At 70.0% G+C, this 24,074-nt stretch carries 22 protein-coding genes; 13 read left to right on the plus strand and 9 right to left on the minus strand.

Annotated features, from left to right (window positions below; translation table 11 throughout):
* Positions 1-685: citrate synthase (locus ROTAS13_RS05260; RefSeq protein ID WP_253187632.1), on the plus strand; the 685-nt coding region annotated here is incomplete at its 5' end.
* Positions 686-944: 259 nt separating this feature from the next.
* On the opposite strand, the gene ROTAS13_RS05265 is transcribed toward ROTAS13_RS05260, so the two are convergent.
* On the minus strand, positions 945-1,430 hold the full coding sequence (locus ROTAS13_RS05265) for a MarR family winged helix-turn-helix transcriptional regulator (RefSeq protein WP_019462551.1): 486 nt from the start codon (positions 1,428-1,430) through the stop codon (positions 945-947).
* 91 nt (positions 1,431-1,521) lie between these two features.
* On the opposite strand from ROTAS13_RS05265, the gene ROTAS13_RS05270 reads away from it, so the two are divergent.
* From ROTAS13_RS05270 to ROTAS13_RS05280, 3 genes are read left to right on the plus strand one after another with little or no spacing between them, the layout of a single operon-like run.
* The gene (locus ROTAS13_RS05270) at positions 1,522-2,982 is read left to right on the plus strand and encodes an aldehyde dehydrogenase (protein WP_216348589.1); all 1,461 of its coding nucleotides are present in this window, start codon (positions 1,522-1,524) and stop codon (positions 2,980-2,982) included.
* Positions 2,983-3,008: 26 nt separating this feature from the next.
* Complete coding sequence (locus ROTAS13_RS05275; RefSeq protein WP_075821735.1) at positions 3,009-3,842, plus strand: p-hydroxycinnamoyl CoA hydratase/lyase; 834 nt, start codon at positions 3,009-3,011, stop codon at positions 3,840-3,842.
* A gap of 35 nt (positions 3,843-3,877) precedes the next feature.
* Positions 3,878-5,374 (plus strand): AMP-binding protein, encoded by a 1,497-nt coding sequence (locus tag ROTAS13_RS05280; RefSeq protein WP_075821736.1) that lies wholly within the window; start codon positions 3,878-3,880, stop codon positions 5,372-5,374.
* A 241-nt stretch (positions 5,375-5,615) separates the two neighbouring features.
* Here ROTAS13_RS05280 and ROTAS13_RS05285 read toward each other — a convergent pair whose 3' ends face one another.
* Positions 5,616-6,485 carry a hypothetical protein gene (locus ROTAS13_RS05285; RefSeq protein ID WP_253187633.1) on the minus strand — a complete coding sequence of 290 codons (870 nt, stop codon included), beginning with the start codon at positions 6,483-6,485 and terminating at the stop codon, positions 5,616-5,618.
* Positions 6,486-6,955: 470 nt separating this feature from the next.
* Between ROTAS13_RS05285 and ROTAS13_RS05290 the strand changes: the two genes are divergently transcribed.
* Positions 6,956-8,206, plus strand: a complete 1,251-nt coding sequence (locus ROTAS13_RS05290) for an MFS transporter (protein WP_019462556.1) — start codon at positions 6,956-6,958, stop codon at positions 8,204-8,206.
* Positions 8,207-8,295: 89 nt separating this feature from the next.
* A complete protein-coding gene (gene ung / locus ROTAS13_RS05295; protein ID WP_083755413.1) occupies positions 8,296-9,063 on the plus strand; it encodes a uracil-DNA glycosylase in 768 nt (255 codons plus the stop codon).
* Between the two features lie 59 nt (positions 9,064-9,122).
* Here the strand turns inward: ung and ROTAS13_RS05300 are convergent, their stop codons facing one another.
* Positions 9,123-10,358 (minus strand): ArgE/DapE family deacylase, encoded by a 1,236-nt coding sequence (locus ROTAS13_RS05300; RefSeq protein ID WP_075821738.1) that lies wholly within the window; start codon positions 10,356-10,358, stop codon positions 9,123-9,125.
* On the minus strand, positions 10,355-11,641 hold the full coding sequence (locus ROTAS13_RS05305) for an allantoate amidohydrolase (protein WP_075821739.1): 1,287 nt from the start codon (positions 11,639-11,641) through the stop codon (positions 10,355-10,357). Before ROTAS13_RS05305 ends, ROTAS13_RS05300 begins: the two co-directional genes overlap by 4 nt.
* A gap of 166 nt (positions 11,642-11,807) precedes the next feature.
* Between ROTAS13_RS05305 and ROTAS13_RS05310 the strand changes: the two genes are divergently transcribed.
* Entirely contained in the window at positions 11,808-12,701 is an 894-nt protein-coding gene (locus ROTAS13_RS05310; protein WP_075821740.1) for a LysR family transcriptional regulator, read from the plus strand.
* A gap of 35 nt (positions 12,702-12,736) precedes the next feature.
* Here ROTAS13_RS05310 and ROTAS13_RS05315 read toward each other — a convergent pair whose 3' ends face one another.
* The 4 genes from ROTAS13_RS05315 to ROTAS13_RS05325 are packed head-to-tail and all read right to left on the minus strand — an operon-like array spanning position 12,737 to position 16,384.
* Positions 12,737-13,483, minus strand: a complete 747-nt coding sequence (locus ROTAS13_RS05315; RefSeq protein WP_253187634.1) for an SDR family NAD(P)-dependent oxidoreductase — start codon at positions 13,481-13,483, stop codon at positions 12,737-12,739.
* Between the two features lie 2 nt (positions 13,484-13,485).
* Positions 13,486-15,213, minus strand: a complete 1,728-nt coding sequence (locus ROTAS13_RS05320; RefSeq protein ID WP_253187635.1) for a TRAP transporter large permease subunit — start codon at positions 15,211-15,213, stop codon at positions 13,486-13,488.
* Positions 15,123-15,377: a hypothetical protein gene (locus tag ROTAS13_RS28000; RefSeq protein WP_253187636.1), complete on the minus strand. Its 255-nt coding sequence runs from the start codon at positions 15,375-15,377 to the stop codon at positions 15,123-15,125. Before ROTAS13_RS28000 ends, ROTAS13_RS05320 begins: the two co-directional genes overlap by 91 nt.
* A complete protein-coding gene (locus tag ROTAS13_RS05325) occupies positions 15,374-16,384 on the minus strand; it encodes a TRAP transporter substrate-binding protein (protein ID WP_075821742.1) in 1,011 nt (336 codons plus the stop codon). Before ROTAS13_RS05325 ends, ROTAS13_RS28000 begins: the two co-directional genes overlap by 4 nt.
* A gap of 247 nt (positions 16,385-16,631) precedes the next feature.
* Between ROTAS13_RS05325 and ROTAS13_RS05330 the strand changes: the two genes are divergently transcribed.
* The 5 genes from ROTAS13_RS05330 to ROTAS13_RS05350 are packed head-to-tail and all read left to right on the plus strand — an operon-like array spanning position 16,632 to position 21,261.
* Positions 16,632-17,486: an IclR family transcriptional regulator gene (locus tag ROTAS13_RS05330; protein ID WP_019462564.1), complete on the plus strand. Its 855-nt coding sequence runs from the start codon at positions 16,632-16,634 to the stop codon at positions 17,484-17,486.
* Positions 17,479-18,648, plus strand: coding sequence for an acetyl-CoA acetyltransferase (locus tag ROTAS13_RS05335; RefSeq protein ID WP_019462565.1), 1,170 nt, complete (start codon positions 17,479-17,481; stop codon positions 18,646-18,648). The genes ROTAS13_RS05330 and ROTAS13_RS05335 overlap by 8 nt, the downstream gene beginning before the upstream one ends.
* On the plus strand, positions 18,645-20,273 hold the full coding sequence (locus ROTAS13_RS05340; RefSeq protein ID WP_075821743.1) for an acyl-CoA synthetase: 1,629 nt from the start codon (positions 18,645-18,647) through the stop codon (positions 20,271-20,273). The genes ROTAS13_RS05335 and ROTAS13_RS05340 overlap by 4 nt, the downstream gene beginning before the upstream one ends.
* A 48-nt stretch (positions 20,274-20,321) precedes the next feature.
* Positions 20,322-20,876, plus strand: coding sequence for a PPC domain-containing DNA-binding protein (locus ROTAS13_RS05345; protein WP_075821744.1), 555 nt, complete (start codon positions 20,322-20,324; stop codon positions 20,874-20,876).
* Positions 20,869-21,261 carry a PPC domain-containing DNA-binding protein gene (locus tag ROTAS13_RS05350; protein ID WP_075821745.1) on the plus strand — a complete coding sequence of 131 codons (393 nt, stop codon included), beginning with the start codon at positions 20,869-20,871 and terminating at the stop codon, positions 21,259-21,261. The genes ROTAS13_RS05345 and ROTAS13_RS05350 overlap by 8 nt, the downstream gene beginning before the upstream one ends.
* A gap of 3 nt (positions 21,262-21,264) precedes the next feature.
* Here ROTAS13_RS05350 and ROTAS13_RS05355 read toward each other — a convergent pair whose 3' ends face one another.
* Positions 21,265-22,875, minus strand: a complete 1,611-nt coding sequence (locus tag ROTAS13_RS05355) for a hypothetical protein (protein WP_253187637.1) — start codon at positions 22,873-22,875, stop codon at positions 21,265-21,267.
* Positions 22,876-23,089: 214 nt separating this feature from the next.
* On the opposite strand from ROTAS13_RS05355, the gene ROTAS13_RS05360 reads away from it, so the two are divergent.
* A partial coding sequence (locus tag ROTAS13_RS05360; RefSeq protein WP_075821746.1) for an acetolactate synthase large subunit occupies positions 23,090-24,074 on the plus strand: 985 nt, incomplete at its 3' end.

Here is a 24,074-nt window from a genome sequence, read left to right on the forward strand (position 1 = left end):
GCTGGGCCTCGTGGCGCAGGCGGTGGCCGGGGAGGGCGAGGAGGGTGAGGGCGAGGAGGGTGAGGGCAGGAATGGCGTGGCCGCGCATGACCGGCTGGGTGCCGCCTGGAGACTCGACGGCCGGGGCAGGGACCTGCTGCGCCGGGCCCTGGTGCTCTGCGCCGACCACGAGCTGAACGCCTCCGCCTATGCCGCGCGGGTTGTCGCCTCCACCGGCGCTTCCCTGGCCGCCTGCGTGCTGGCCGGCCTCGCTGCCCTGTCCGGGCCCCGGCATGGCGGCATGACCGACCGCGTCCGCGCCCTGGCGGCGGACCCGGAGGTGCGGCGCGATCCGGTCAGGGCCCTCGGCGCACGGCTCGCCCGGGGGGAGGAGATCCCGGGCTTTGGCCACCGCCTCTACCCGCAGGGGGACCCACGGGCCATGGCGCTGCTGGACGGCTTTCCGGTCCCCAAGTCCTGGCGGGCGATGATCCGGGCGGCCGAGGCCCTGACCGGGCTCCGGCCGACCGTCGACGTCGCCCTGGCGCTGATGGAGGAATGCCTGCCTCTGCCAGCGGGAGGCGGGCTCGGCATCTTCGCCACCGGCAGGACGGTCGGCTGGATCGCACATGCGTTGGAACAGCGCGCCGACGGCCGGTTGATCCGCCCGCGCGCCCTCTATGCCGGGCCACGGGCCGGCGGCTGACGGGTCCGGAGCGATCCCTGGGCCCGGCACCGCGGTTTGCGGCACCTCCCGCTCCATGACTCATGCGGCTCTGGCCGGTTGCAGCGTGGTAGCCGAGGCCCGCCGCCCCACCTGGACATAGGCGGACAGGCTGCCCGGGACGGCGATCGGCACGATGTCCACGAGCACCTCGCCCGGCGACCGAGCCCAGCCATCCCGCAGCCTCCGGGCAGGCCGCCGCGCGGCTGCCCGTCCTGCGCGGTCCCGGAGCGGGACCGCCTTAGCCTTCCTCGTCCTTCCAGATGCGTTGCAGCAGGTCGAGCAGTGTGACCCGCTCCGCTTCCGTCAGGCGGTGCAGGAAACGGTCCTCGTGCTGCCTGATCCGCGCCTGGATCCGGGGCATGGCGGCTTTCGCGGAGGCGCTCAGGAAGAGGTGCTGGATGCGCCGGTCTTCCTTGTACGCCACGCGCTCGACCAGCCCTTGTTCCTCCATCTCGTTGATCAGCGGCGCCGTGTTGGCGCGCTTCATGCCGAGGAGACGGCAGAGCTCCGTCGCGGTGATGCCCGGCCGCTCCGCGATGGTGGCGAGCATGCCATAGGGAACCGGGCGCAGCCCGTTATCCGCGAATTCCACGACGAAGTCGCTGAGCGCATACGACCAGGCGCGGCGCAGATTGTAGCCGACCAGCTCCCCGAGCTTCTCATCCTCCCGTGCGCCTTCCCGCGCCGCAGCCTTGCCACGCCTGCGAACCCTGATTCCGCCCATGACCCATGAGGCGGTTCCCGATCGGCGCTTGTCAAGGCAAAAATGTTATGAGACATAACTATTGAAACTTGCTGGCTATGGGGAGGTCGACATGCAGCGCAATGACGCCGTGTTCCTGCGGATCGCGGGCGAGGAACGGCCGGCTGCGGAAGGGCAATGGTTCGAGCGGCGCAACCCGGTGACGGGCGAGGTCGCGACACGCGCCGTCGCCGCGAAGGCGGCGGATGCCCGGGAAGCCGCCGAGGCCGCCGCGCGGGCCCTGCCCGGCTGGGCCGAGACCGGGCCGGGCGCCCGCCGCCTGCTGCTGCTGAAGGCCGCGGACGCCGTGGCCGCGAAGGCCGGGGAATTCGTCACGGCGATGATGGAGGAGACCGGCGCGACGGAAAGTTGGGCGCGCTTCAATGTCATGCTCGCCGCCGGGATGCTGCGCGAGGCGGCGGCGCTGACGACGCAGGTGGCGGGCGAGGTGATCCCTTCCGACAAGCCCGGCTGCCTGTCCATGGCCATCCGCGAGCCGGCGGGCGTGGTGCTGGGCATCGCGCCCTGGAACGCGCCGGTCATTCTGGCCACGCGCGCCGTCGCCACGCCGCTGGCCTGTGGCAACACGGTGGTGCTGAAGGCCTCCGAGACCTGCCCACGCACCCATGCGCTGATCATCCGGGCACTGGAGGAGGCGGGGCTGCCCGCGGGCACCGTCAACCTCGTCACCAACGCGCCGGAGGATGCGGGGGAGGTGGTCGGCGCGCTGATCGACCATCCCGCCGTGCGGCGCATCAACTTCACCGGCTCCACCAAGGTCGGGCGGATCATCGCGGAGCGCGCCGCGCGCAACCTGAAGCCCGTGCTGCTCGAACTGGGCGGCAAGGCGCCGCTGCTGGTGCTGGAGGATGCCGACCTGGACGAGGCGGTGAAGGCCGCGGCCTTCGGTGCCTTCTTCAACCAGGGCCAGATCTGCATGTCCACCGAGCGGATCATCGTCGTGGAAACCGTGGCCGAGGCCTTCCTGGAGCGTTTCCGCGCCAAGGCGGCGACGCTGGTGGCCGGCGATCCGCGCGAGGGGCGGGCGCCGCTGGGCGCGGTGGTGGACCGGCGGACGGTCGAGCATGTGCAGGCCCTGGTGCAGGATGCGGTCGCGCAGGGCGCGCGCCGGCTCACCGGCGGCGAGGCCGAGGGCGTGCTGATGCCTGCCACCGTGGTGGACGGCGTGACCAGCGGCATGAAGCTCTATGCCGAGGAGAGCTTCGGACCGGTCGTCGCCATCCTGCGCGCGAAGGACGAGGAGGATGCGATCCGCCTCGCCAATGACAGCGAGTACGGCCTTTCCGCGGCGGTCTTCACGCGTGATGCGGCGCGTGGCCTTCGCGTAGCGCGCCGCATCCGCAGCGGCATCTGCCATGTCAACGGCGCCACCGTGCATGACGAGGCGCAGATGCCGTTCGGTGGCACGGGGGCGTCCGGCTATGGCCGCTTCGGCGGCAAGGCGGGCATCGCCGAGTTCACGGAGCTGCGCTGGATCACCGTCGAGACCCAGCCCGGCCATTTCCCGATCTGACATCCACGAGAAGGAGGAAGATTGCCATGGAACAGGGTCACGACAGCACGGTCGCCTTCGATGTCGAAGGCGGCATTGCCTGGGTGCGCTTCAACCGTCCGGAGAAGCGCAACTGCATGAGCCCGGCGCTGAACCGCCGTATGATGGAGGTGCTCGACGAGCTGGAGTTCCGCGACGATGTCGGCGTTCTGGTCCTGACGGGCGAGGGCACGGCCTGGTCGGCGGGCATGGACCTGAAGGAGTATTTCCGCGAGACCGAGGCGCAGGGGCTCGGCGCCGTCCGGCGCTCGCAGCGTGAGTCCTATGGCTGGTGGCGCCGGCTGCGCTGGTACCAGAAGCCGACCATCGCCATGGTCAACGGCTGGTGCTTCGGCGGCGGCTATGGCCCGCTCTTCGCCTGCGACCTCGCCTTCGCCGCGGATGAGGCGAAGTTCGCGCTTTCGGAGATCAACTGGGGTATCCTGCCGGGCGGCGGCGCCACCAAGGTGGTGGTGGACCTGCTGTCCTTCCGCGACGCCATGTACCATGCCCTGACCGGCGAGCTGATCGACGGGCGCAAGGCCGCCGAATGGAAGCTGGTGAACGAGAGCGTGCCGCTGGCGCAGCTTCGCGAGCGTGTCACGGAAGTGGCGCGGACGCTGCTGCAGAAGAACCCGGTGGCGCTGAAGGCGACCAAGGACGCGGTCCGCCGTGTGTCCGAGATGACCTACGAGAACGCGGAGGACTATCTCGTCCGCGCCCAGGAGGCGGCCAACTCCCACGACAACACCGGCCGCAAGGAAGGCATCCGGCAGTTCATCGACGAGAAGAGCTACAAGCCCGGCCTCGGCGCCTACGACAAGAACCGCGGCGAAGCCTGAGCAACAGGCCGTCCAGGAATCAGGGAGAAAGATCCATGCCTCTCCGGACCTCGCCGGATCCGGTGGCGCTGCACGCGCGCCTGCAGCCGGAGCGCCCCGCCTGCACCGACCTCGCCACGGGCCGGCACTGGACCTATGCGGCGCTGCACGTGGTGATCCAGCGCATGGCCACGGTGCTTGCCGCGCAGCTCGGCCTCCAGGCCGGGCAGCGCGTGGCGGTGCTGGCGCGCAACAGCGCCGATCTGGTGATCCTGCAACAGGCCTGCATGCGCCGCGGATTGATCTTCGTGCCGCTGAACTGGCGCCTGTCGCGGGTGGAGGTGGAGGCGATCCTCGACGACTGCCAGCCGTCGCTGCTGGTGCATGACAGCGACGAGGGTGCCATCCCCCTGCCGGATGGCCGCCCCATCCCGCTGGCGGAACTGGTGGCGCGGGCGGAGGACAGCCCGCCGGCGCCAATGGCGCCCCTGCCGGATGCCGGGGCGCCGTCGATCATCCTCTACACCTCCGGCACCTCCGGCCGTCCGAAGGGCGTCATCATCACCGAGGCCAATGCCCTGGCCACGGCGGTGAATTTCGGCGTGCTGGGGCGTGTCAGCCACCGCAGCGTCTTTCTCTGCGATTCCCCGATGTTCCACATCATCGGGCTGATCACCAGCTTCCGCGCGCCGCTGCTGGCGGGCGGGTCGATGCTGGTCTCGCCCGGCTTCGACCCCGTTGCCACCAATGACCGTCTGGGCGACCCGGACCTGGGGGCCACGCACTATTTCTGCGTCCCGCAGATGGCGAAGCGCCTGCGCGAGCAGGCGAATTTCGACCCGGGCCGCTGGCGCTCGCTCACCGCGCTCTTCACCGGTGGCGCCCCGAACCCGGCGGCGGATATCCGCTGGTGGCTCGAACAGGGTGTGCCCATGGTCGATGGCTTCGGCATGACCGAGGCCGGCACGGTGCTGGGCATGCCGATCGAGCCCAAGCTGATCGCCGCGAAGGCCGGCGCGGCCGGCCTGCCCGCCCCGATGATCGGGTGCCGCCTTGTGGACGAGGCGGGGCGGGACGTGCCGGCCGGGGAGGCGGGCGAGCTGCTCCTGTCCGGCCCGAGCATCACGCCCGGCTACTGGAACCGGCCGGAGGAGACGCGCCGCGCCTTCACCGAGGACGGCTGGTTCCGCACGGGCGATATCGGCCGCCGCGACGAGGACGGCTATGTCACCCTGGTGGACCGCCGCAAGGACATGTTCATCTCCGGCGGCGAGAACGTCTATCCGGCCGAGGTCGAGAATGCGCTCGGCGAGCATCCGGACGTGCAGGATGTCGCGGTGATCGGCGTGGCGGATGCCACCTGGGGGGAGGTGGGCCGCGCCTTCATCGTGCCCCGATCCGGGCGGGACATCCCGGTGCGGAGCCTGATCGCACACTGTGAGTCACACCTCGCCCGCTACAAGATCCCCAAGGAGTTCATCGTGGTGGAGAGCTTGCCGCGTACGGCGTCGGGGAAGCTGCAGAAGCATGTGCTGCGCCAGGAGGGCGGCTGAACCTTCCTGCAGAAGCCGATGTGACCAACGCCGCTCCTGGAATACGAGAAGTTTTTATTTTAGTATCAGCCTTTTATCAGTAATTCCTCAGATGGAGAAGTAGGTTCTGGGGCGCTTCTGCAGCGGCAGCATCCGGTTGCTGCTGGACGAAGCCTGCGATGAAGTGGCAGGGCCATCTGTTCAGCCAGCACGCAAACGGCCTGACAATGCTGAGACATGTCAGGACACTTGCGTGCTGGCATTACGGAAGACCGGCCACTTTTCCGCTCGCCGGGGAAGTGGTGAGAGGTAGTGCGGAGTCGATCACGATCATCGCACGCCCGGCCAGGGGCGACGGGTTGCGATCGGGCAGTAGAAGCGCCCGGAAGCGGATGTCCTCCACCGCCGCCCGCTCATAGTCGCGGTCGATCACGCCGCGCCGGTCGAAGAAGCGGTTCAGCGCCGCCGGGATGCGCACGCAGCCCTGGCTGTCCGGCCGCCCCAGCCTCCGCTCCAGCCGGTCCGGATCGGTGGCGTGCATCTCCAGCCGGATATCGCCCCGCTCCCGATCGGCGCGCCAACCTTTCTCGGCCGACTGCCAGCCGAAATCCCAGACCCGCATACCCTTCACGCCATAGCCGCGGATGTGGTTCTCATTGAAGGTGCCCTGCGCGCGGAAGCCCAGGATCGCGTCCGTGTTGAGGAAGACGCCGACCGGCGTGATGTAGTGGTCGAAGTGGTTCGTCTCCCCGGTAGAGATCCGGGAACGGCCGATCACGGCCCAGGCGGCATCGGGCCGGACCACCACCAGCCACAGGACCTGCACGCGTGGGTTCCGGTCCACGACCACGGCCAGTTGCGGGCGGTCGATGACGAGCTTTCCGCTGGCCGCCACCACTGCGGCGGCGCGTTGCGGCATCAGGGCTTCGCCCGGTGCTGGCGTGGTCAGCCGTGACGGCACCTCGCGGGCGAAATCCGCCCTGAGCCGGGTGATCTCGGCTTCCGTAGCTGCGGCGGAAAGGGATGGCGGCTCCGCTGGAACGGAGGGTGCCGGCACGTCGGGCAGCGGGAGCGGAAAGACGGCCGGACCTGTCCCGGGCGGCAACTGCGGGGAGGCGGCGGGCGGGGCCACCGTCGGAAAGCCCGGTGGCGCGGCCGCGGCGAAGCCTCCTGACGGCTGCGCCACGGATGGCGTGCAGCCCGCCAGAACGAGCGCCAGCGCCCATCCCGGCCTGGGGAGGCCCAGGGAGGCAGTTGGAGAAGCCAAACCGGGTTGGAGAGAGGAAAAGTGACGCGACGAGGTGGCCATCGACACTCGCTTGGCCGCCCGGGTGCCGGGTGGGCCTGTTGCAATGGCTTCCACCCTAGCATCGGAGTCGCGGATTCCCGTGCCGCATTGCACGACGCGTGGAAGTTGAACACGCTGTGATGCAGGAGCCACAACCTGGTGCTGGGTGGGGCAGAGGGGGCGTCGCCAGCCGAAGCGCGGGACGAGCCTGGCGGCTGCACACAGAGTTTCGATAATATTTGTTATGTCAAATAAATCGGGAACCGGAGCGGCCGGTGGCCGTCATCCGGCCGCCTCGTGTTAAGCATGCCGCCATGCAGAAAGTCCCCTTCGCCTCAACCCTGTCGGTGGTCGTTGCCCTGCTCGCGGGCTTTGGCCTGCTGCAAATGGGGAACACGCTGCAAGGCACGCTTCTGGCCGTGCGCGGCGGCATGGAAGGCTTCCCGCCCACGGTGATCGGCCTGGTCGGCGGCGCCTTCTCCGCCGGCCTCATGATCGGCTCGCTCGTCGCCAGCCGGCTGATCCTGCGCGTCGGAAAGATCCGCAGCTTTGCCGCGCTCGCCTCGACGGCCTCGATGGTGCCGCTGATCCATCTGCTCTGGATCGATCCCACGGCCTGGGTCATCGCCCGCATGCTGACCGGCTTCTGTTTCGCCGGGCTGTTCATGGTGGTGGAAAGCTGGCTGAACGGCGCCGCCGTCAATGAGGTGCGCGGCCAGATCCTCTCCATCTACGGCATGACCGGGCTGGTCGCGGGCGTCGTCGGCCAGCTCTTGCTGCCGGTCGCCGATCCGGGCGGCTACGCACTCTTCGCCGTGGTGTCGGTCGTCCTGACCGTCGCGGTCCTGCCCGTCACGCTGTCCCAGGCCAAGGCGCCGCCGCTGCCGGCCCAGCCGGTGCGGATCGATCTGTTCCGGCTTCATGCCCAGGCACCCTTCGGGCTGGTCGCGGCCTTCCTTTGCGGTATCAGCGCCGGCTCCTTCTTCTCGCTCGGCCCCCTGTTGGCGCAGTCCATCGGGATGGGACAGCAGGGCATCGCGATCTTCATGGCCGCGGGCGCGCTGGGCGCAGCGGCCATGACCTGGCCGCTTGGCCTGCTGTCGGACCGGATCGACCGCCGGTTGCTGGTGGTGGTCATCGCGCTCGTCGCCGTCGCCGTGCTGGGCACCATGGCGCTGTTCACGCCCTCCGGTGCCTCGGCCTGGGTGTATTTCGGTCTGGTCTTCGTTTTCGGCGGGCTGGTGGTGCCGACCTACAGCGTGGTGCTGGCCCATGTGAACGATTCCGTCCGGCCGGAGGAATTCGTGGCTGCCTCGGGCGGGATGCTGCTCGTCCAGGGGGCCGGCGCGGCCATAGGGCCGCTGGCGATCGGGGCGGCGATGTCGGCCTTCGGGCCGCGCAGCCTGTTGTGGATGACGGTGCTGGCACAGCTGCTGATCGCCTTCTGCGGCGTCTGGCGGATGAGGCGGCAGGCCGCCCCGGCGCGGAAGGAGGAATTCCGCGTACAGCCGCCGACACCGGTGGGCACGGAACTCATCAGCGTATCGCAGGAGGCGGCGCGCTGAGCCGGGAAGGCGGTCATGCGACGCGGCGGATGGCCTCGCCGGCCACTTTGGCCGATATGGGCCAAGGCGCAATCGGGAGAGGTCACGGCATGGCCGCAGGCCGGATGGATACGGGGGAAGATTCCCCCTGGGCGGAGGCCCGCGCGGCGCTGCCGGAATCCTGGCGGGCCACCATAGGGGCCGAGTTCGACACGCCCTACATGCGGGCGCTCGCGGGTTTCCTCCAGGCCGAGGCGGCTGCGGGCAAAACCGTCTTTCCGGAGCCGGAGCGCATCTTCGCGGCGCTGAAGCGGACTCCCCTGGACGCGGTGAAGGCCGTCATCCTCGGCCAGGACCCCTATCACAGGCCGGGACAGGCCATGGGCCTCTCCTTCTCCGTGCCGCCGGGCGTGCGGGTGCCCCCGTCCCTGCGGAACATCCACAAGGAGCTGGAGGGCGATCTCGGCCTACGGCCCCCGCCGCATGGCTGCCTGACCGCCTGGGCCGATGCCGGCGTGCTGCTGCTCAACACCGCCCTGACCGTGGAGGAAGGGCGTCCCGGCAGCCATGCCCGTTCCGGCTGGCACCGCTTCACGGACCATGTCCTGGCCGCCGTGAACGCACGGCCCGTTCCCACGGCCTTCATCCTCTGGGGCAACGATGCACGGCGGCGGGCGCCCTTGCTGGATGGCACCCGGCACCTGCTCCACCAGTCGGAGCACCCCTCGCCGCTTTCCGCCTATCGCGGCTTCTTCGGCTCCCGACCCTTTTCCAGGGTCAACGACTTCCTGGCGTCGAAGGGGCTGGAGCCCGTGGACTGGCGCCTGGAGCCGTGTGATGCCCAGGCACCAGGGCCCGCGAGTCACGGCGCGGCCTGAAGCCGGGGGGGGGCGCTCAGGACCGGCGGGGCGTGCGGCGGCGCCCCGCGCCCGCACCGTCAGGCGGCCAGCAGTTCCGCCAGGGTCAGCGCCACCACCTCGGTTGCCTTGCGCAGGTCGCTGAGCGGCAGCCGCTCGTCGGCACGGTGGGCATTGGCGTCCTCGATGGTCCTCGGCCCGGCGCCATAGAGTGCGGACGGGATGCCATGGGCTGAATAGAGGCGCGCATCGGTGTAGAGCGGGACGCCCTTGGCGGTGATCGGCTCGCCCATGACCTGGCTGGCATGGCGGCACAGGGCCTCGACCAGCCGCTCGCCGCCAGGCAGCGGCTTCAGCGGCTCGGCCAGCAGGATGCGGCGCACCTCGACCCGGGCCTTCGGGAAGGCCGCCGCGGCATCGGCGATAACCTGGCGCAGTTCGGCCTCCGCCTCGGCCGGGTTCTCCTCGGGGATCATGCGGCGGTCGAGCCGAAGGGTGACGCGATCGGGCACGACATTGGTGTTGATGCCGCCCTTGATCAGCCCGACCGTGAGTTGCGGCGAGCCGATGCCCGCGATGTCCGACGTCTTCGCCGCCAGCCCCTTCCGCCAGTCGTAGAGGGCCGAGAGGATCGCCGTGGCGGCCTCCAGCGCATCCACGCCGGTGAAGGGCATGGCGGCATGGGCGGAGCGGCCGTTCACCTCCACCTCCAGGTGCAGGCAGCCGTTATGGGCGGTGACCACGTTGTAGGAGAAGCCGGCGCTGAGCACGAGATCGGGCTTGGTGATGCCTTCGCTCAGCAGGAAGCCCGGCCCGACCTCGCCGCCCGCCTCCTCGTCATAGGTCAGGTGCAGCTCCACCGTGCCGGACAGCGGTGCGCCCGAGGCTTCCAGCGCCCGGAGCGCCCAGACATAGGTGGCGAAGTCGGATTTCGACACGGCGACGCCGCGGCCATACATCCAGCCATCCACCACCTCGGCGCCATAGGGGTCGCGGGTCCAGCCCTCGCCGGGCGGCACGACGTCGCCATGGGCGTTGAGGGCGATCACCGGCCCCTCGCCCGAGCCGAAGCGGCGCCGCACCACGAGGTTGGTGACGCTGATCATGCCATGGGCCCGCACCAGCGCCTCCGGCACGGCGTGCAGCTCCACCTCGTAGCCGAGGGCGCGCAGCAGTTCCGCGGTGCGCCCGGCATGCGGGCGGCAGTCGCCCGGCGGGTTGTCGGAGGGCATCCTGACCAGCTCGGCGAGGAAATCCGCCTGGGCGCCCTGTTCCCCGTCGAGGAAGGCGCGGATCGAATCCTGGTGGGACATCATGTTCTCTGGAAAGTCCGGGGTTGGAGGTGCTGCAGGGTTTCGAGGAGCAGGCGCAGCGCGGCCAGGGCATCGGCTTCCGCGATCGCCTCGGCCGGATGATGGCTGATGCCGCCCTCGCAGCGAACGAAGATCATGCCGATGGGGCACAGGCGCGCCATGGCCAGCCCGTCATGGCCCGCGCCGCTCGGCAGCCGGAACGGGCGGAGGCCGCAGCGGAGGCTGGCGCCTTCCAGCGCCTCGATCAGCGCCGGGTCGCAGGGGGCGGCGGCCTCGTCATAGGTCGGCCGCAGCGACAGGGTCACGCCCCGGCGCGCCGCGATCGTGGACAGCTCGTCGCGCAACCGCCCGCTCGCCGCGTGCCGCAGGGCGTCGCGGGGGCTGCGGAGGTCGATGGTGAAGCGGGCGCCGGCGGCGATGACGTTCACGGCGCCGGGGCTGGCCGTGACCTGCCCGACCGTCGCGACGAGGTCCGGCTCCTCCAGCGCCAGACGTTCCACCGCAAGCACCATCTCCGCCATGGCCGCCACCGCGTCGCGGCGCAGATGCATCGGCACGGTGCCGGCATGGCCGGCGGTGCCGCCGATCTCGGCCACGAAGCGCGTGGCGCCGTTGATCGCGGTCACGATGCCGGTGGGCAAGCCCTCGGTCTCCAGCACCGGCCCCTGCTCGATATGGACCTCCAGATAGGCCAGGACCTGGTCCGGGCGGCGCGCCAGGGCGGGGATGGCCGCGGGATCGGCACCGAAACGGTGCAGCGCCTCGCGCAGGCTCACCCCTTCCGCGTCGCGGCTTTCCAGCGCCGAGGGGTCGAAGCCGCCCGCGACGGCGCGCGAGCCAGTCAGCGTCACGGGGAAGCGCACACCCTCCTCGTCGCCAAAGGCCAGGACCTCCAGGGCGAAGGGCAGGCGCCGTCCGGCGGCGTGCAGGGCCGCCACGGCCTCGATGGCCACCAGCACCCCGAGCATGCCGTCATAGCGCCCGGCATCGCGCACCGTGTCGATATGCGAACCGAGCAACAGGGCGGGCAGGCCCGGCTCCCGCCCCTCGTAGCGGCCAACCACGGTGGCGGCGGCATCGAGCGAGACCGTCATCCCGGCCTCCCGCATCCAGGCCGCGACCTGCTCAGCGGCGGCGCGATGTTCCGGCGTGAGGTAGAGGCGGGTGAGGCCGCTCTCCCCGGACGAGAAGCGGCAGAGCGCATCCAGGCGCCGCATGAGCCTGGAAGCCGGGGCAGCCTCGTCGCCCGGCCCGGCCGGCATCCTGCGCGCGATGTCCTGACTCATGCCGGTCCCGGCTCCCCTGGCTGCCTCGCCTCGGGCGAAGCCTGCCCGATCCTTCATGGCACGGCAGGTTGGACGAAACGGGACGATAGGGCCAATATATTATCGGACTTGATCCAGTCGTCCTGCCTATCGATACGCCAGCCTCCGCCGGCCCGGATAACCCAGCATGGAACTGCGACACCTGCGCTACTTCGTGGCGGTGGCCGAGGCCCTGAGCTTCACCGCCGCCGCCGCCCGGCTGGGCCTGTCGCAGCCCCCGCTCAGCCAGCAGGTCCGGGACCTGGAGCACGAGCTGGAGACGCGGCTGCTGCGCCGGAACAGCCGCAAGGTCGAGCTGACCGACGCGGGGGAAGCCTTCCTGCTCCAGGCCCGCGCCATCCTCGCCCAGGCGGAGGAAGCGGCCGGGCAGGCGCGCGCCATTGGCCAGGGCCGGCGGGGCCGCCTCGACATCGCCCTGACGGGTTCGGTCCTGCTGGGGCCCCTCGCCTCCCTCGTGGCGGGCTTCGAGGCGCGGTTTCCCGAGGTGGAGGTGCGGCTGCACGAGATGCCGCCCCAGGAACAGCAGGAGGCCCTGCATGCCCGCCGCGTCGATCTCAGCTTCCAGCGCTGGCCGCGCGAGGATGACACGCTGGTTGCGGAGCGTGCCTGGGCGGAGGGGGTCTGCGTGGCGCTGCGGGACGACCATCCGCTGGCGGCGCGCGAGGGCCTGCGCCTCGCGGAGCTGCGGGAGGAAAGGCTGGTCTTCCTGCGCTTGCGGGATTCGCGCTTCGCCTCCTATCTGCGGGATGCCTGCATCGCGTCGGGCTTCACGCCCCGCATCTCGCAGCAGGTGGTGGAGGCCCATTCCCTGCCCGGCCTCGTGGCCGCGGGCTTCGGCATCGCCCTGGTGCCGGAAAGCGTGACTCTGCTGTCGCGCCAGGGCGTCCTCTATCGCCCGCTTGCCGATGCGCCGCTGGTGGCGGATGTCCAGATGATCCGCCGGCCCGACCACAGCGCCGTGACCGCGCGCTTCCTGGATTTCGCGCGGGACTTCCTGGCCGGGCGGGAGCAGGGCCGGTAGCCGCACCGGAGAAAGGACGCTCCCCCGGCCCGTGCTCAGGCCGCGGTCAGGCCCGCGCCCAGGAAGCCGCCGTCCACCGCAAGTACATGCCCCGTGATGTAGCTGGCATCCTCCGAGCAGAGGAAGGCCGCGGCCCCCGCCATCTCCTCCGGCTGCGCGTAGCGGCCCAGCGGCGTGCGCTGCGCCCATTTGGCGCGGCTTTCCGATGAATGCATCCGGCGCACCAGCGGCGTGTCCACCGGCCCGGGCGCCAGGACATTCACGCGGATGCCGCTGGCGGCGAGATCGACCGCCATCACCTTGCTCAGCGTGACCACGCCGCCCTTGGAGGCGCCATAGGCGGAGCGGTGGAAGTTGCCGGTCATGCCCGAGACGCTGGCGATGTTCACGATGGACCCGCCACCGCCCTCGCGCATCGCGCGGGCGCAGGCCTGCCCGACCACGAAGGTGCCGCGCAGGTTGACCGCGACGATGCGGTCGAAGAGCTCGACGGGCGTGTCGAGGAAGTCCCGCTCCGTGCCGGTCCCGGCCGAGTTGACCAGGCAGTCCAGGCGTCCATGCCGGTCCATGACCTGGGCCACCAGGTCCCGCACCTGCTCCGGGTCGGAGACATCCGTCCGGACCGGGTCGATGTCCTGGCCGGAGAGGCGCTCCGTACTGGCCGACAGGTCCGCGGCGATGACCCTGGCGCCTTCCTCCAGGAGACGGCGCGCGATGGCATCGCCGATGCCCGAGAGCCCGCCGGTGACGATGGCGACCTTGCCTTCGAGACGGTTCCGCATGCTCATTTTCCTCCCAGGAAGCCGATCGAGATCCAGGGCACGGCGGCGACGAGGATGGTGCCCAGCAGCAGCGCGCCCATGTAGGGCCAGATCTTCCGCATGCCCGCATCCGGGCTGACCTTGCCGATGGCGCAGGCGGCGTAGTAGCCGACGCCGAAGGGCGGCGCGAAAAGGCCGAGGCCCATCGCCAGGATCACCACCATCGAGTAATGCACGTCGTGGATGCCCATGCTCCGCGCGATGGGGAACAGCAGCGGCCCGAACAGCACGATGGCGGGAATGCCCTCCAGCACGCTGCCCAGGATCATGAAGGCCAGGATCGACACGGCCATGAAGCCGATGGCGCCCCCGGGCAGCGACCCCATCAGCTGCGCCAGGTCGCGCGAGAAGCCGGACTGCGTGAGCGCCCAGGCCATGCAGCTCGCGGTTCCGATGATCAGCAGGATCGAGCCCGACAGCGCCGCCGTGTCCACCAGCATCGGATAGAGGCGCCGCCAGTCGAAGCGGCGATAGAGCAGCAGCCCGGCCACCACGCCATAGGCGATGCCGATGGTGGAGACCTCGGTCGCCGTGGCGACGCCTTCCACCACCGCGGCGCGGATCAGGAAGGGCAGCGCCAGCGCCGGCAGGGCCACCAGCAGCGCACGGCCGACCATGCGGGCGCTGGCCTTGCGCACGCCGCTCATATCCTCGTGGCGCGAACGCTTCCACGCGATCAGCGCCAGCACCAGCGCCAGGACGAAGGCCGGCAGCAGTCCGCCGGTGAACAGCGCGGCGATGGAGACGCCGGTCACGGAGCCGATGGTGATCAGCACGATCGAGGGCGGGATGGTCTCGCTCATCGCCCCTGACGCGGAGAGCAGGGAGATCATCTCCCCCTCGTCGCAGCCGCGCCGCTTCATCTCGGGGAACAGCACGGGCGCCACCGCCGCCATGTCCGCCGCCTTGGCGCCGGAGATGCCGGAAACGAGGTACATGGCAGCGAGCAGCACGTAGTTCAGACCGCCCCGCACATGCCCGAGCAGCGAGGCCAGGAAGTTCACCATGGCCGCCGCCATGCCCGTCATCTCGATGAGCGCGCCGAGAAAGACGAAGAGCGGCACGGCAAGCAGGATCAGGGTGCTCATGCCCTCGTCCATCCGTCCGACCAGCACCAGCAGCGGCACGCTGGTGGTGGTGGCGAGATAGGCCAGCGTCGCCAGACCGAAGGAGAAGGCGATCGGCACGCCGGACAGCACGCCGGCCATCAGCAGCACGACGAAGAACACCACGAGATTGCCGTGGCCCATCGCCTTCAGCAACGGCGCGGTGAGCCAGAGCGCCGCCGCCAGCACGGCGAGGATGGCGCAGACCAGCAGCAGGTCCCGCAGTCGGTGCTGCGCCAGGCGCAGCAGCGAGGTCACGAGCATCAGCGCCACGCCCACCGGCAGGGCGGCGGCGCGCACCATGTTCGACCAGCCCAGGGCGGGGGTCTCGATGAACCATTCCTCCTCCGCATACTCCATGGCATGCGGCAGGAGCAGCAGCAGGAACAGCGCCCCGGCGCCGACCGCCAGTGCCTGCATCGCCGCCTGGGTGGAGGGGGAGCGCTTCGAGACCAGCGCCGTCAGCCGCATGTGCTGGCCGCGCTGAAGGGCGATCACCGCCCCCAGCATGGCCAGCCAGAGGAAGAGGATGGAGGCCAGCTCGTCTGACCAGATGATGGGCTGGTGGAAGACGAAGCGGGCCACACCCCGGCGAGGAGGATGCCGATCTCCGCCAGCACGATCACCGCGGCCGGCACGGCCACCAGATGGCACAGCAGCCGGTCCACGCGCGGCAGCAGGCCTGCCGCCATGCCGCCCAGCGCCGGGACACCGGAGGTGGCCACGGGCGTATCCGCGATGGAACTCATGCCAGCCCTCCCACCGCATCCTCCAGGGTCTTCCAGGCGGCGTCACCGAACTTGCCCTTCCACTCGGCATAGAAGCCGGCCTTGCGCAGCGCGTCGCGGAAGGCCTTCGGGTCGGTGTCGTTGAACTGCAGCCCGGCGGTGGAGAGCTTCTCGCGCAGCTCCGCGTTCAGCTTCGCCACATCTTCCCGCTGCTCCTTCGCCGCCCGCGCGAATTCGCGCGAGGCGACCTCCTGCACGTCCTTCGGCAGGCGGGAGAAGGCGCGCTGGTTGGCCAGCAGCCAGAAGCCGTCCCACATGTGGTTGGTGACGGAGCAGTATTTCTGCACCTCGTAGAGCTTGGCGGCCTCCACGATGGCGAGCGGGTTTTCCTGACCTTCCACGATCTTCGTCTGCAGGGCCGAATAGACCTCGTTGAAGTTGATCGAGGCCGGCGCGGCATCAAAGGCCCGGAACATCGAGGTCCAGAGCGGGCTGACCGGCACGCGGATCTTCATGCCGCGCAGGTCCTCGGGCGTGCGGATCGGCCTGGTGCTGGTGGTGATCTGCCGGTAGCCGTTGTCGAAGATATGCTCGAAGGCCATGATGTTGCGCTTCGCGATCTCGGCCCGGATGAGCTTGCCCAGGTCGCCATCCATGGCGGCGAAGACCTGCTGGCTGTCCTTGAAGGCGAAGCCGACGCCGTTGATGGCGGCGAGCGGCACCAGCGTGGACAGGATCAGCCCGGATAGCGTGAAGAATTCCAGCGCGCCGGAACGCACCTGGCTCAGCATGTCCGTGTCGTTGCCGAGCTGGCTGTTGGGGAAGAGCTGGATCTCCAGCCGCCCGCCGGTGGCAGCCTTGATCCTCTCCGCCGCCTCGGCGTTGCGCGTGTTCAGCGGATGCGTCGCCGGCAGGTTCGTCGCGAGCTTGTAGCTGAACTCCGCCGCCCGTGAGGGGCGTGTCCACAGGGCCACGAGCGGCAGAGCGGAGGCGCCGGCGAGCAGGGAGCGGCGCGGGATGGATGTCATTGGAAAGGTTTCCCCATAACAGCGTGGTCATGACGGGGGTCTTACTGCCCCATGGTCCGGCAACTTCGTGTCCATGCCTCGGGAGGTCCCGGAAGAAAGTTACCCTGGTTCCGTATAGTGGACCTCAAAAGGAACAGCGCGAATTTGCTTTGACGAACTTTTCTATAAGACATAGTTTTTCAGCCGGGAAGCGGTGTTTTTCCAAGAGAAACCAAGGTCCACATGTTGGAATATTTTGCGTTGCACCATGCCTGAGCGTGCGCAACTGTCCGGCACGCAGAGCCTGGAGCGGGCCATCGGCCTCTTGCGCCTCGTGGCCGGGCATGGCGGCCGGGGCGCGCGGCTGATCGATCTCACCCAGCATTCCCGCCTCAGCAAGCCCACGGTCCACCGCCTGTTGCGCGGGCTGGAGCGCCAGGGGCTGGTGGAACAGGACCGACTCAGCGAGCGCTACCACCTCGGGCCCGAGGCCTTTGTCATCGGCTCCCTGGCAGCGGACCGCTACGGCGTCCACCGCGCCGCCCTGCCCTCGCTCTTCCGGCTGGCGCAGGCGAGCGAGGACACCGCCTTCCTGTCCGTGCGGCGCGGCTGGCACGTGGCCTGCCTGCACCGGGAGGAAGGCCCCTTCCCCATCCGCTCGCATGTGCTGCAGGCGGGCGACCGGCATCCGCTGGGTGTGGGTGCCGGCAGCCTGGCGATCCTCGCCACCCTGCCCGACGACGAGATCGAGGAGATGATCGCCGCCTGCGCCCCGGAATTCGCCGAGGAGCGCTACCGCAGCTTCACGCCGGAGATCCTGCGCGCCTCCGTGGCCCGCACGCGTGCCGAGGGCTTCGCCTTCAACCCGGGCCATCTCACCGCCGGAAGCTGGGGCGCCGGCGTGGCGATCCTGGACCGGCAGGGGCGCTGCGAAGGGGCGCTATCCATCGCCGCCATCGATGGCCGCCTGGGCGATGCCCGGCGGCCGCAGATCGCGGCCCTTCTCGCCGCCGAGGCGAAGCGGGTCAGCGAGTTGCTCGCCCGCCCCAGCGGCGCCACCAACATTGCCGCCACGCTGCGTCGCCCGGCGGCCCATCCCGCGAGGAAACAGAACCATGACTGAAGCCTGCATCGTCGGCTGGGCGCACTCCCCCTTCGGCAAGCTGGAGGACCCGGATGCCGAAGGCCTGATCGCGCGCGTGGCGGGCGCGGCCATCGCGGATGCGGGCATCGCCCCGTCCGAGGTGGATGCCGTCTTTGTCGGCCAGTTCAACAACGGCTTCAGCCGGCAGGATTTCCCGGCCTCGCTGCCGATGCAGAGCGTGCCGGAACTGCGCTTCAAGCCGGCGACGCGCTGCGAGAACGCCTGCGCTTCCGGTTCCGCGGCGATCTACGCGGCGCGCGACTTCATCGCCGCCGGGCGCGGCCGGCTGGCCCTGGTGATCGGGGTGGAGAAGATGACCGCCACGCCGGGGCCGCAGGTGGGCGACAACCTGCTCGGTGCCTCCTATCGCCGCGAGGAAGGCGACATCCCGGGCGGCTTTGCCGGAGTCTTCGGCCGCATCGCCGAGAACTACTTCCAGCGCTTCGGCGACCAGACTGATGCGCTGGCCGCGATCGCCGCCAAGAACCATCGCAACGGCGTGGACAATCCCTATGCGCAGATGCGGCGCGACCTGGGCTTCGAGTTCTGCCGCGCGGTCTCGGAGAAGAACCCCTATGTCGCCGGGCCGCTGAAGCGTACGGACTGTTCCCTGGTCAGCGACGGCGCGGCGGCGCTGATCCTGGCCGACGAGGAAACCGCCTGTGCCATGGAGAACGCGGTGCGCTTCCGCGCGGCGGTGCAGGTGAACGACTACCTGCCGCTGTCGCGCCGCGATCCGACGCGCTTCGAGGCCGGTGCCCAGGCCTGGCAGCGCGCCTTCGCCGATGCGGGGCTGGGGCTGGACGACCTCTCCTTCGTCGAGACGCATGACTGCTTCACCATCGCCGAGCTGATCGAATACGAGGCCATGGGGCTGGCGCCGCATGGCCAGGGCGCGCGCGTGGCGCTGGACGGCATCACCGCGCCGGACGGACGGCTGCCGGTGAACCGTTCCGGCGGGCTGAAGTCCAAGGGGCACCCGGTGGGCGCCACCGGTGTCTCGATGCACGTGATGGCGGCGATGCAGTTGACGGGGCGGGCGGGCGACATGCAGCTTCCCCGCGCCGACCGGGGCGCCGTCTTCAACATGGGGGGCGCCGCCGTCGCCAACTACGTCTCCATCCTGGAGCGCCTGTCGTGAGCGGCATCGCCCCCGTCGGCGGCGTCGTGCCGGCCACGAAGCGGGTGATGAACCTGTCGCACTTCCTGCGGCAGGCCGCCCGGCGCCATGCGGGGGAAATCGGCTTCGTCTGGGGCGAGCGGCGATGGAGCTGGGCGGAGATGGACCGGCGCGTGGACGCCGTGGCCCATGCACTGGCGGCACGCGGAATCCGCAAGGGCGACCGCGTGCTGGTGCAGTCCCGCAACTGCAACCAGCTTTTCGAAAGCATGTTCGCCTGCTTCCGCCTCGGCGCCGTCTGGGTGCCGACGAACTTCCGCCAGACCCCCGCCGAGGTCGCCTACCTGGCGGAGTCCAGCGGCGCCTCGGCCCTGCTCTGCGGCGCGGAGTTCCCGGACCATGCCGCCGCGGTGCGCGAGGCGGCGCCGGATCTGCGCCTCGTGGTCTCCATCGGCGGGGACGGAGCGGGCGAGGATTACGACACGCTGGCGGAGAGGCATCTCGGCACGCCTTTCCCGCCCGCCGATGTCGAGCATGACGACCCCTGCTGGTTCTTCTACACCTCCGGCACCACGGGGCGGCCCAAGGCGGCCGTGCTCACCCATGGCCAGATGGGCTTCGTCGCCACGAACCACCTCTGCGACCTGATGCCGGGGCTGGGCCCGGACGATGCTTCCCTGGTGGTCGCGCCCCTGTCGCATGGCGCGGGCATCCATCAGCTCGCCCAGGTCGCGCGGGCGGTGAAGACCGTGCTGCCGGCGGGCGACCGCCTCGATCCGGAGGAAGTCTGGTCACTGGTGGAACGCTGGCATGTCAGCAACATGTTCACCGTGCCGACCATCGTGAAGCTGCTGACCGAGCATCCGGCCGTGGATGCCCACGATCGTTCCACGCTGCGATATGTCATCTATGCGGGCGCGCCGATGTACCGGGAGGACCAGAAGCACGCCCTGCGCAAGCTCGGCAAAGTCCTGGTCCAGTATTTCGGGCTGGGCGAGGTCACGGGCAACATCACCGTCCTGCCACCTGCCCTGCACGAGGCGGAGGACGCCCCCGGGGTCCGGATCGGCACCTGCGGTTACGAGCGCACCGCCATGCAGGTTTCCATCCAGGACGACACCGGCCGCGAGCTGCCGCCCGGCGAGACGGGCGAGGTCTGTGTCTGCGGCCCGGCGGTTTTCGCAGGCTACTACGACAACCCGGCGGCCAATGCGAAGGCCTTCCGCAACGGCTGGTTCCGCACCGGCGATCTCGGCCACCAGGACAGCGAGGGCTTCCTCTACATCACCGGCCGGGCATCCGACATGTACATCTCCGGCGGTTCCAACGTCTATCCGCGGGAGGTGGAGGAGAAGCTCCTGACTCACCCCGCTCTGGCGGAAGTCGCGGTGCTGGGCATGCCGGACCGCGTCTGGGGCGAGGTCGGCGTCGCCGTGGCGGTGACCAACCCCGGCATGTCGCTGGGCGAGGAGGAACTGCTCGCCTGGATGGAAGGCAGGATCGCCCGCTACAAGCTGCCGAAGCGGGTCTTCTTCTGGGATGAGCTGCCGAAATCCGCCTACGGCAAGATCACCAAGAAGCTCGTGCGGGAGGAACTGCAGGCCCGGGGCTGCCTGGCGCAGCCCGCTCAGCCGGTATCGGCCTGATGCCGCACCTCGTCCGAAGGCAAGGCTGACTCAGGAAGGAACCCGATCATGGGATATTCCGTCACGGCCAGTGTCCCCAGGCCCAGGCTCCTGCACCACCGGGGCAGTTTCAACCCGGTGCGCATCCAGAGCCTGCATGGCCGCGCCGCGCGCCATATCCGGCTCGTGTTGCAGCCGGGGCTGAGCCTTTTCGAGGCACTGGTCCGCCCGCTGGCGGGGGCTGGCATCAGCAGCGCCTCCACGACCATCCTGGGAGGCTATTTCGACAGCCTGCAATACTGCGTGGCGCCGCCCGATCCATCCGGGCAGGCGTTGATCGCCTATAGCGCGCCCATCGATGCAGGGGCGGCCTGCATGATCTTCGGCAACGCCACGCTGGGCCGCAGCCTCCAGGACAGGCCGCTCGTGCACTGTCATGCCGCGATCCGCACCGCATCGGGCGCGGTGAAGGGCGGGCATGTGGTCACGGAAGCCTGCATCGTCGGCCGCATCCCGATCCCGGTCCTGGTGACCTCCCTCGACGAGTTCGAGCTGCGGCAGGCCCATGACCCGGAAACCAACATCCCGCTTCTGCAACCGCACAGGATTCCCCGGAATGTCTGATGCCATCGCCGTCGAGAACGGCCAGATGGGCCGCGTCGCCTATGCGCGGATCGCGCCGAACGAGGACCTTGTCCTCGGCGTCGAGAAGCTGTGCCTGGCGGAAGGCTTCCGCAACGTCTTCGTGCGCGGGGCGCTGGGCAGCCTCAACGATGCCTGCCTCGGCACGCTCGACGGGCGCTACGTCCATGTCCAGGGACCGGCCGTGGAGGTCGTCAGCATCGCGGGGGAGGTGAGGTCCGGCCAGGACGGCGCCATGCGGGCTGCCCTGACCGGCGTGGTGGCCGACACGGAAGGGAATGTCTTCGGCGGCCCCTTCGTGCCGGGGTCGAACCCGGTCTGCATGACCTTCGAGGTGACGCTGGAGGAATGGCTGCCGGCGCCGTGACTGTCACTCCACCGGGCGCGTGGTGCTTTCCCAGTAGGGCGGGCTGGAGGCGACGAGGGTCTTGAGATCGGCCGGAGGCGTGGCGCCCTGCACTGCCGGGCGACCCAGCACGGCCGCCGTCGCGAAGGCGACCATGCGCTCGCCGACCAGGCGCATGTTCTCCGGAGCCTGGGTGTTCAACGGATGCGGGCCGCGGAAGACGAAGATCTCCTTCGGCTCCCGCGCGCGCCGATAGGCGTCGAGTGAGCCTTCCAGCCCCTCCACATAGTCCCAGATCCCTTTCGCGATCAGCAGGCCCGGCCATTGGGCGATGCCGGCGAAGACCTCGGAGTCCGGGTAGTAGGTGGTGTTGCGTTCGATCCGCAGCGCTGCCTCGATCATGTCGTGCCCCGCCAGGCGATAGCCGAGCCCGCCCGAATTGGGGCCGTAGAGGATGGCGCCACGGATATTGCTCCAGCCCAGGGGCGGCTTGCAGGGCTGGTCCGGCTGGTCGCGGTCGCAATCGGCCACGAAGTTGCGGTGCATGGCCCAGGCCGTGGCATAGGAGCCGCGCGAATAGCCGCCGAGCACCACCGGGATCTCCCGCGCCTTCATCCCGGCCATGAGCCTGCCGCCGGCGGCGGGGCCGGACAGGACCTCGCCCTGCGGCGTCAGGATGCGCAGGCCCTCGCCGCTTTCCATCTGTTCCAGCTCACGCATCATGTCGCGGCCCTGTTCGGCGGTGTTGAAGCCGTTGACGCCGCCCGAGATGCCGTTGCCGCGACGGTCCGTGATCAGTACGTCGAAGCCCGCCTCGTTCAGTGCCCAGACGAAGCCGCGCCAGTGGCGCATGCCCGGTTGCTCGCCCTCCCCCTTCGCCGCGGCATCGACGACATAGCGGCCCTCCGCATCCCGGGCCACGCCGGTCGCGCGGGGATCGTCGGTGGCGGTCAGTTCGCTGCCGCCGCCGTTGTTCATGATGACCAGGGCGCGGCGCCGCGCGCCCGTCCCGTCCTCGATCCCCTGCCCGTCCAGATACCAGCCGCGCAGCCGGATGGGATCGCGCAGCCCGAGATGCAGCCGTTCGTAGCTGTCGCGCGGCACGGTGAACTCGACCGTGTGGGTGCGCGGCTCGGCACCGGCGATCGGCTCGGCGAAAGGCTCCCGCGCGAAGAAGACCGGGCGGCGGATGGCGCGCAGGTCCACCTCGCCATCCTGGTCGATGCGGCCCACGGGATCGACGCTGCCGGTGCGCCGCGGCTCGAAGCTGGTGAAGCCCTCGGCGCCCTTGCGCGCCGGTCCGGCGCAGGCGGCGTTCTCGCGGCATTGCGCCCAGCGCTGCCGGATGCGCGCATCGGTGAATTCCCGGGCGTAGAAATCGTTCGGGCCGTAGCCGAGCGGCACGAGCTGGTTCGTGGGCATGAAGGGCAGGCACTGGTCGCGCCCGCCCGAGGCGATCCGGTAGCCGGGCAGATCGGCATTGCGGTCGAAATTCACGTGCATGCTGCAATCGGGCGGCGTGGTGCCTTGGTTGACCGGCGGTGGGTTCGCCGGCCGTGGCGCCTGCGCCAGGACGGGCTGGACGAGACCCAATGCCAGGGCGAAGCCCGCCATGCCGAGATTCGGTCGCACCATATCCTCCCCGACAGCCGCTTTCTGATGCGCGGCCCAGGCTTGGCAAGCTAGCGGCTGGAGGCGGGGCTGGGGAAGTCCCGCCCGCCACGCCCGCATCGGATGAGCCGGCCGGGAGGCGAACGGCGCGGCCTCGCCCCGGGGCCGGGCCCTTGCGGCCCATGCCGGGCGCGCGCAGTCTGCGCGCCCAGAACCGTCACGGGAGAGACGAACCGCCATGAATGGTGCCCATAGCCTTGTCCATACGCTGCTCCAGTCGGGCGTGGACACATGCTTCGCCAATCCGGGCACCAGCGAGATGCATTTCGTGGCGGCACTGGACCAGATCCCCGGCATGCGCTGCGTTCTGGGACTGCAGGAGAATGTCGTGACCGGCATGGCGGACGGCTATTGGCGCATGGCGCGGAAGCCCGCCTGCACCCTGCTGCATTGCGGCCCCGGCCTCGCGAACGGACTCGGCAACCTGCACAACGCCCGCCGCGCCCGCAGCGGCATCGTCAATGTCGTGGGCGACCAGGCGACCTATCACCGCCCCTATGACGCGCAGCTCACGGCCGATACGGAAGGCTGGGCCCGGCCCGTTTCCGCCTGGGTCCGCACCAGCACGGCCGCCGCCGATGTCGGGCGGGACGCCGCGGTGGCCGTGCAGGCCGCCCGCACCGCGCCGGGGCAGATCGCCACGCTGATCCTGCCCTCCGACGCATCCTGGAACGAGGGCGGCGTGGTGGCGGAGCCCCTGCCCGTGCCGCCGGCCCCGGCGCCCGATCCGGCGGCCGTCCGGACCGCCGCACGCATCCTGCGCGAGAAGCGGAACGTGCTGATCCTTCTCGGCGGCGGCGCGCTGGGCGAGAAGGGCCAGGAGCTGGCCTGGCGCATCGCCCAGGCCAGCGGCGCGAAGCTGCTGGGCGAGATGTCCAATGCCCGCGTGTCCCGCGGCCGTGGCCGCCCGCAACTGGAACGCGTGCCCTATGTCGCCGACGTCGCCATCCAGGCCCTGGCGGAATTCGAGCATCTGATCCTGGTGAACGCCAAGGCGCCCGTCGGCTTCTTCGCCTATCCCGGCAAGCCCTCCCTCCATTACCGCCCCGATGCCCAGATCCATGTGCTCAGCCGCTACGAGCAGGATGCCGAGGCGGCGCTGGCGGCCCTGGCGGATGAACTGGGCGCCCCCCTGTCTCTTGATCACATCTACGCACAGCTCC

Source organism: Roseomonas sp. TAS13 (genome assembly GCF_001950415.1).
Lineage (GTDB): Bacteria > Pseudomonadota > Alphaproteobacteria > Acetobacterales > Acetobacteraceae > Roseomonas > Roseomonas mucosa.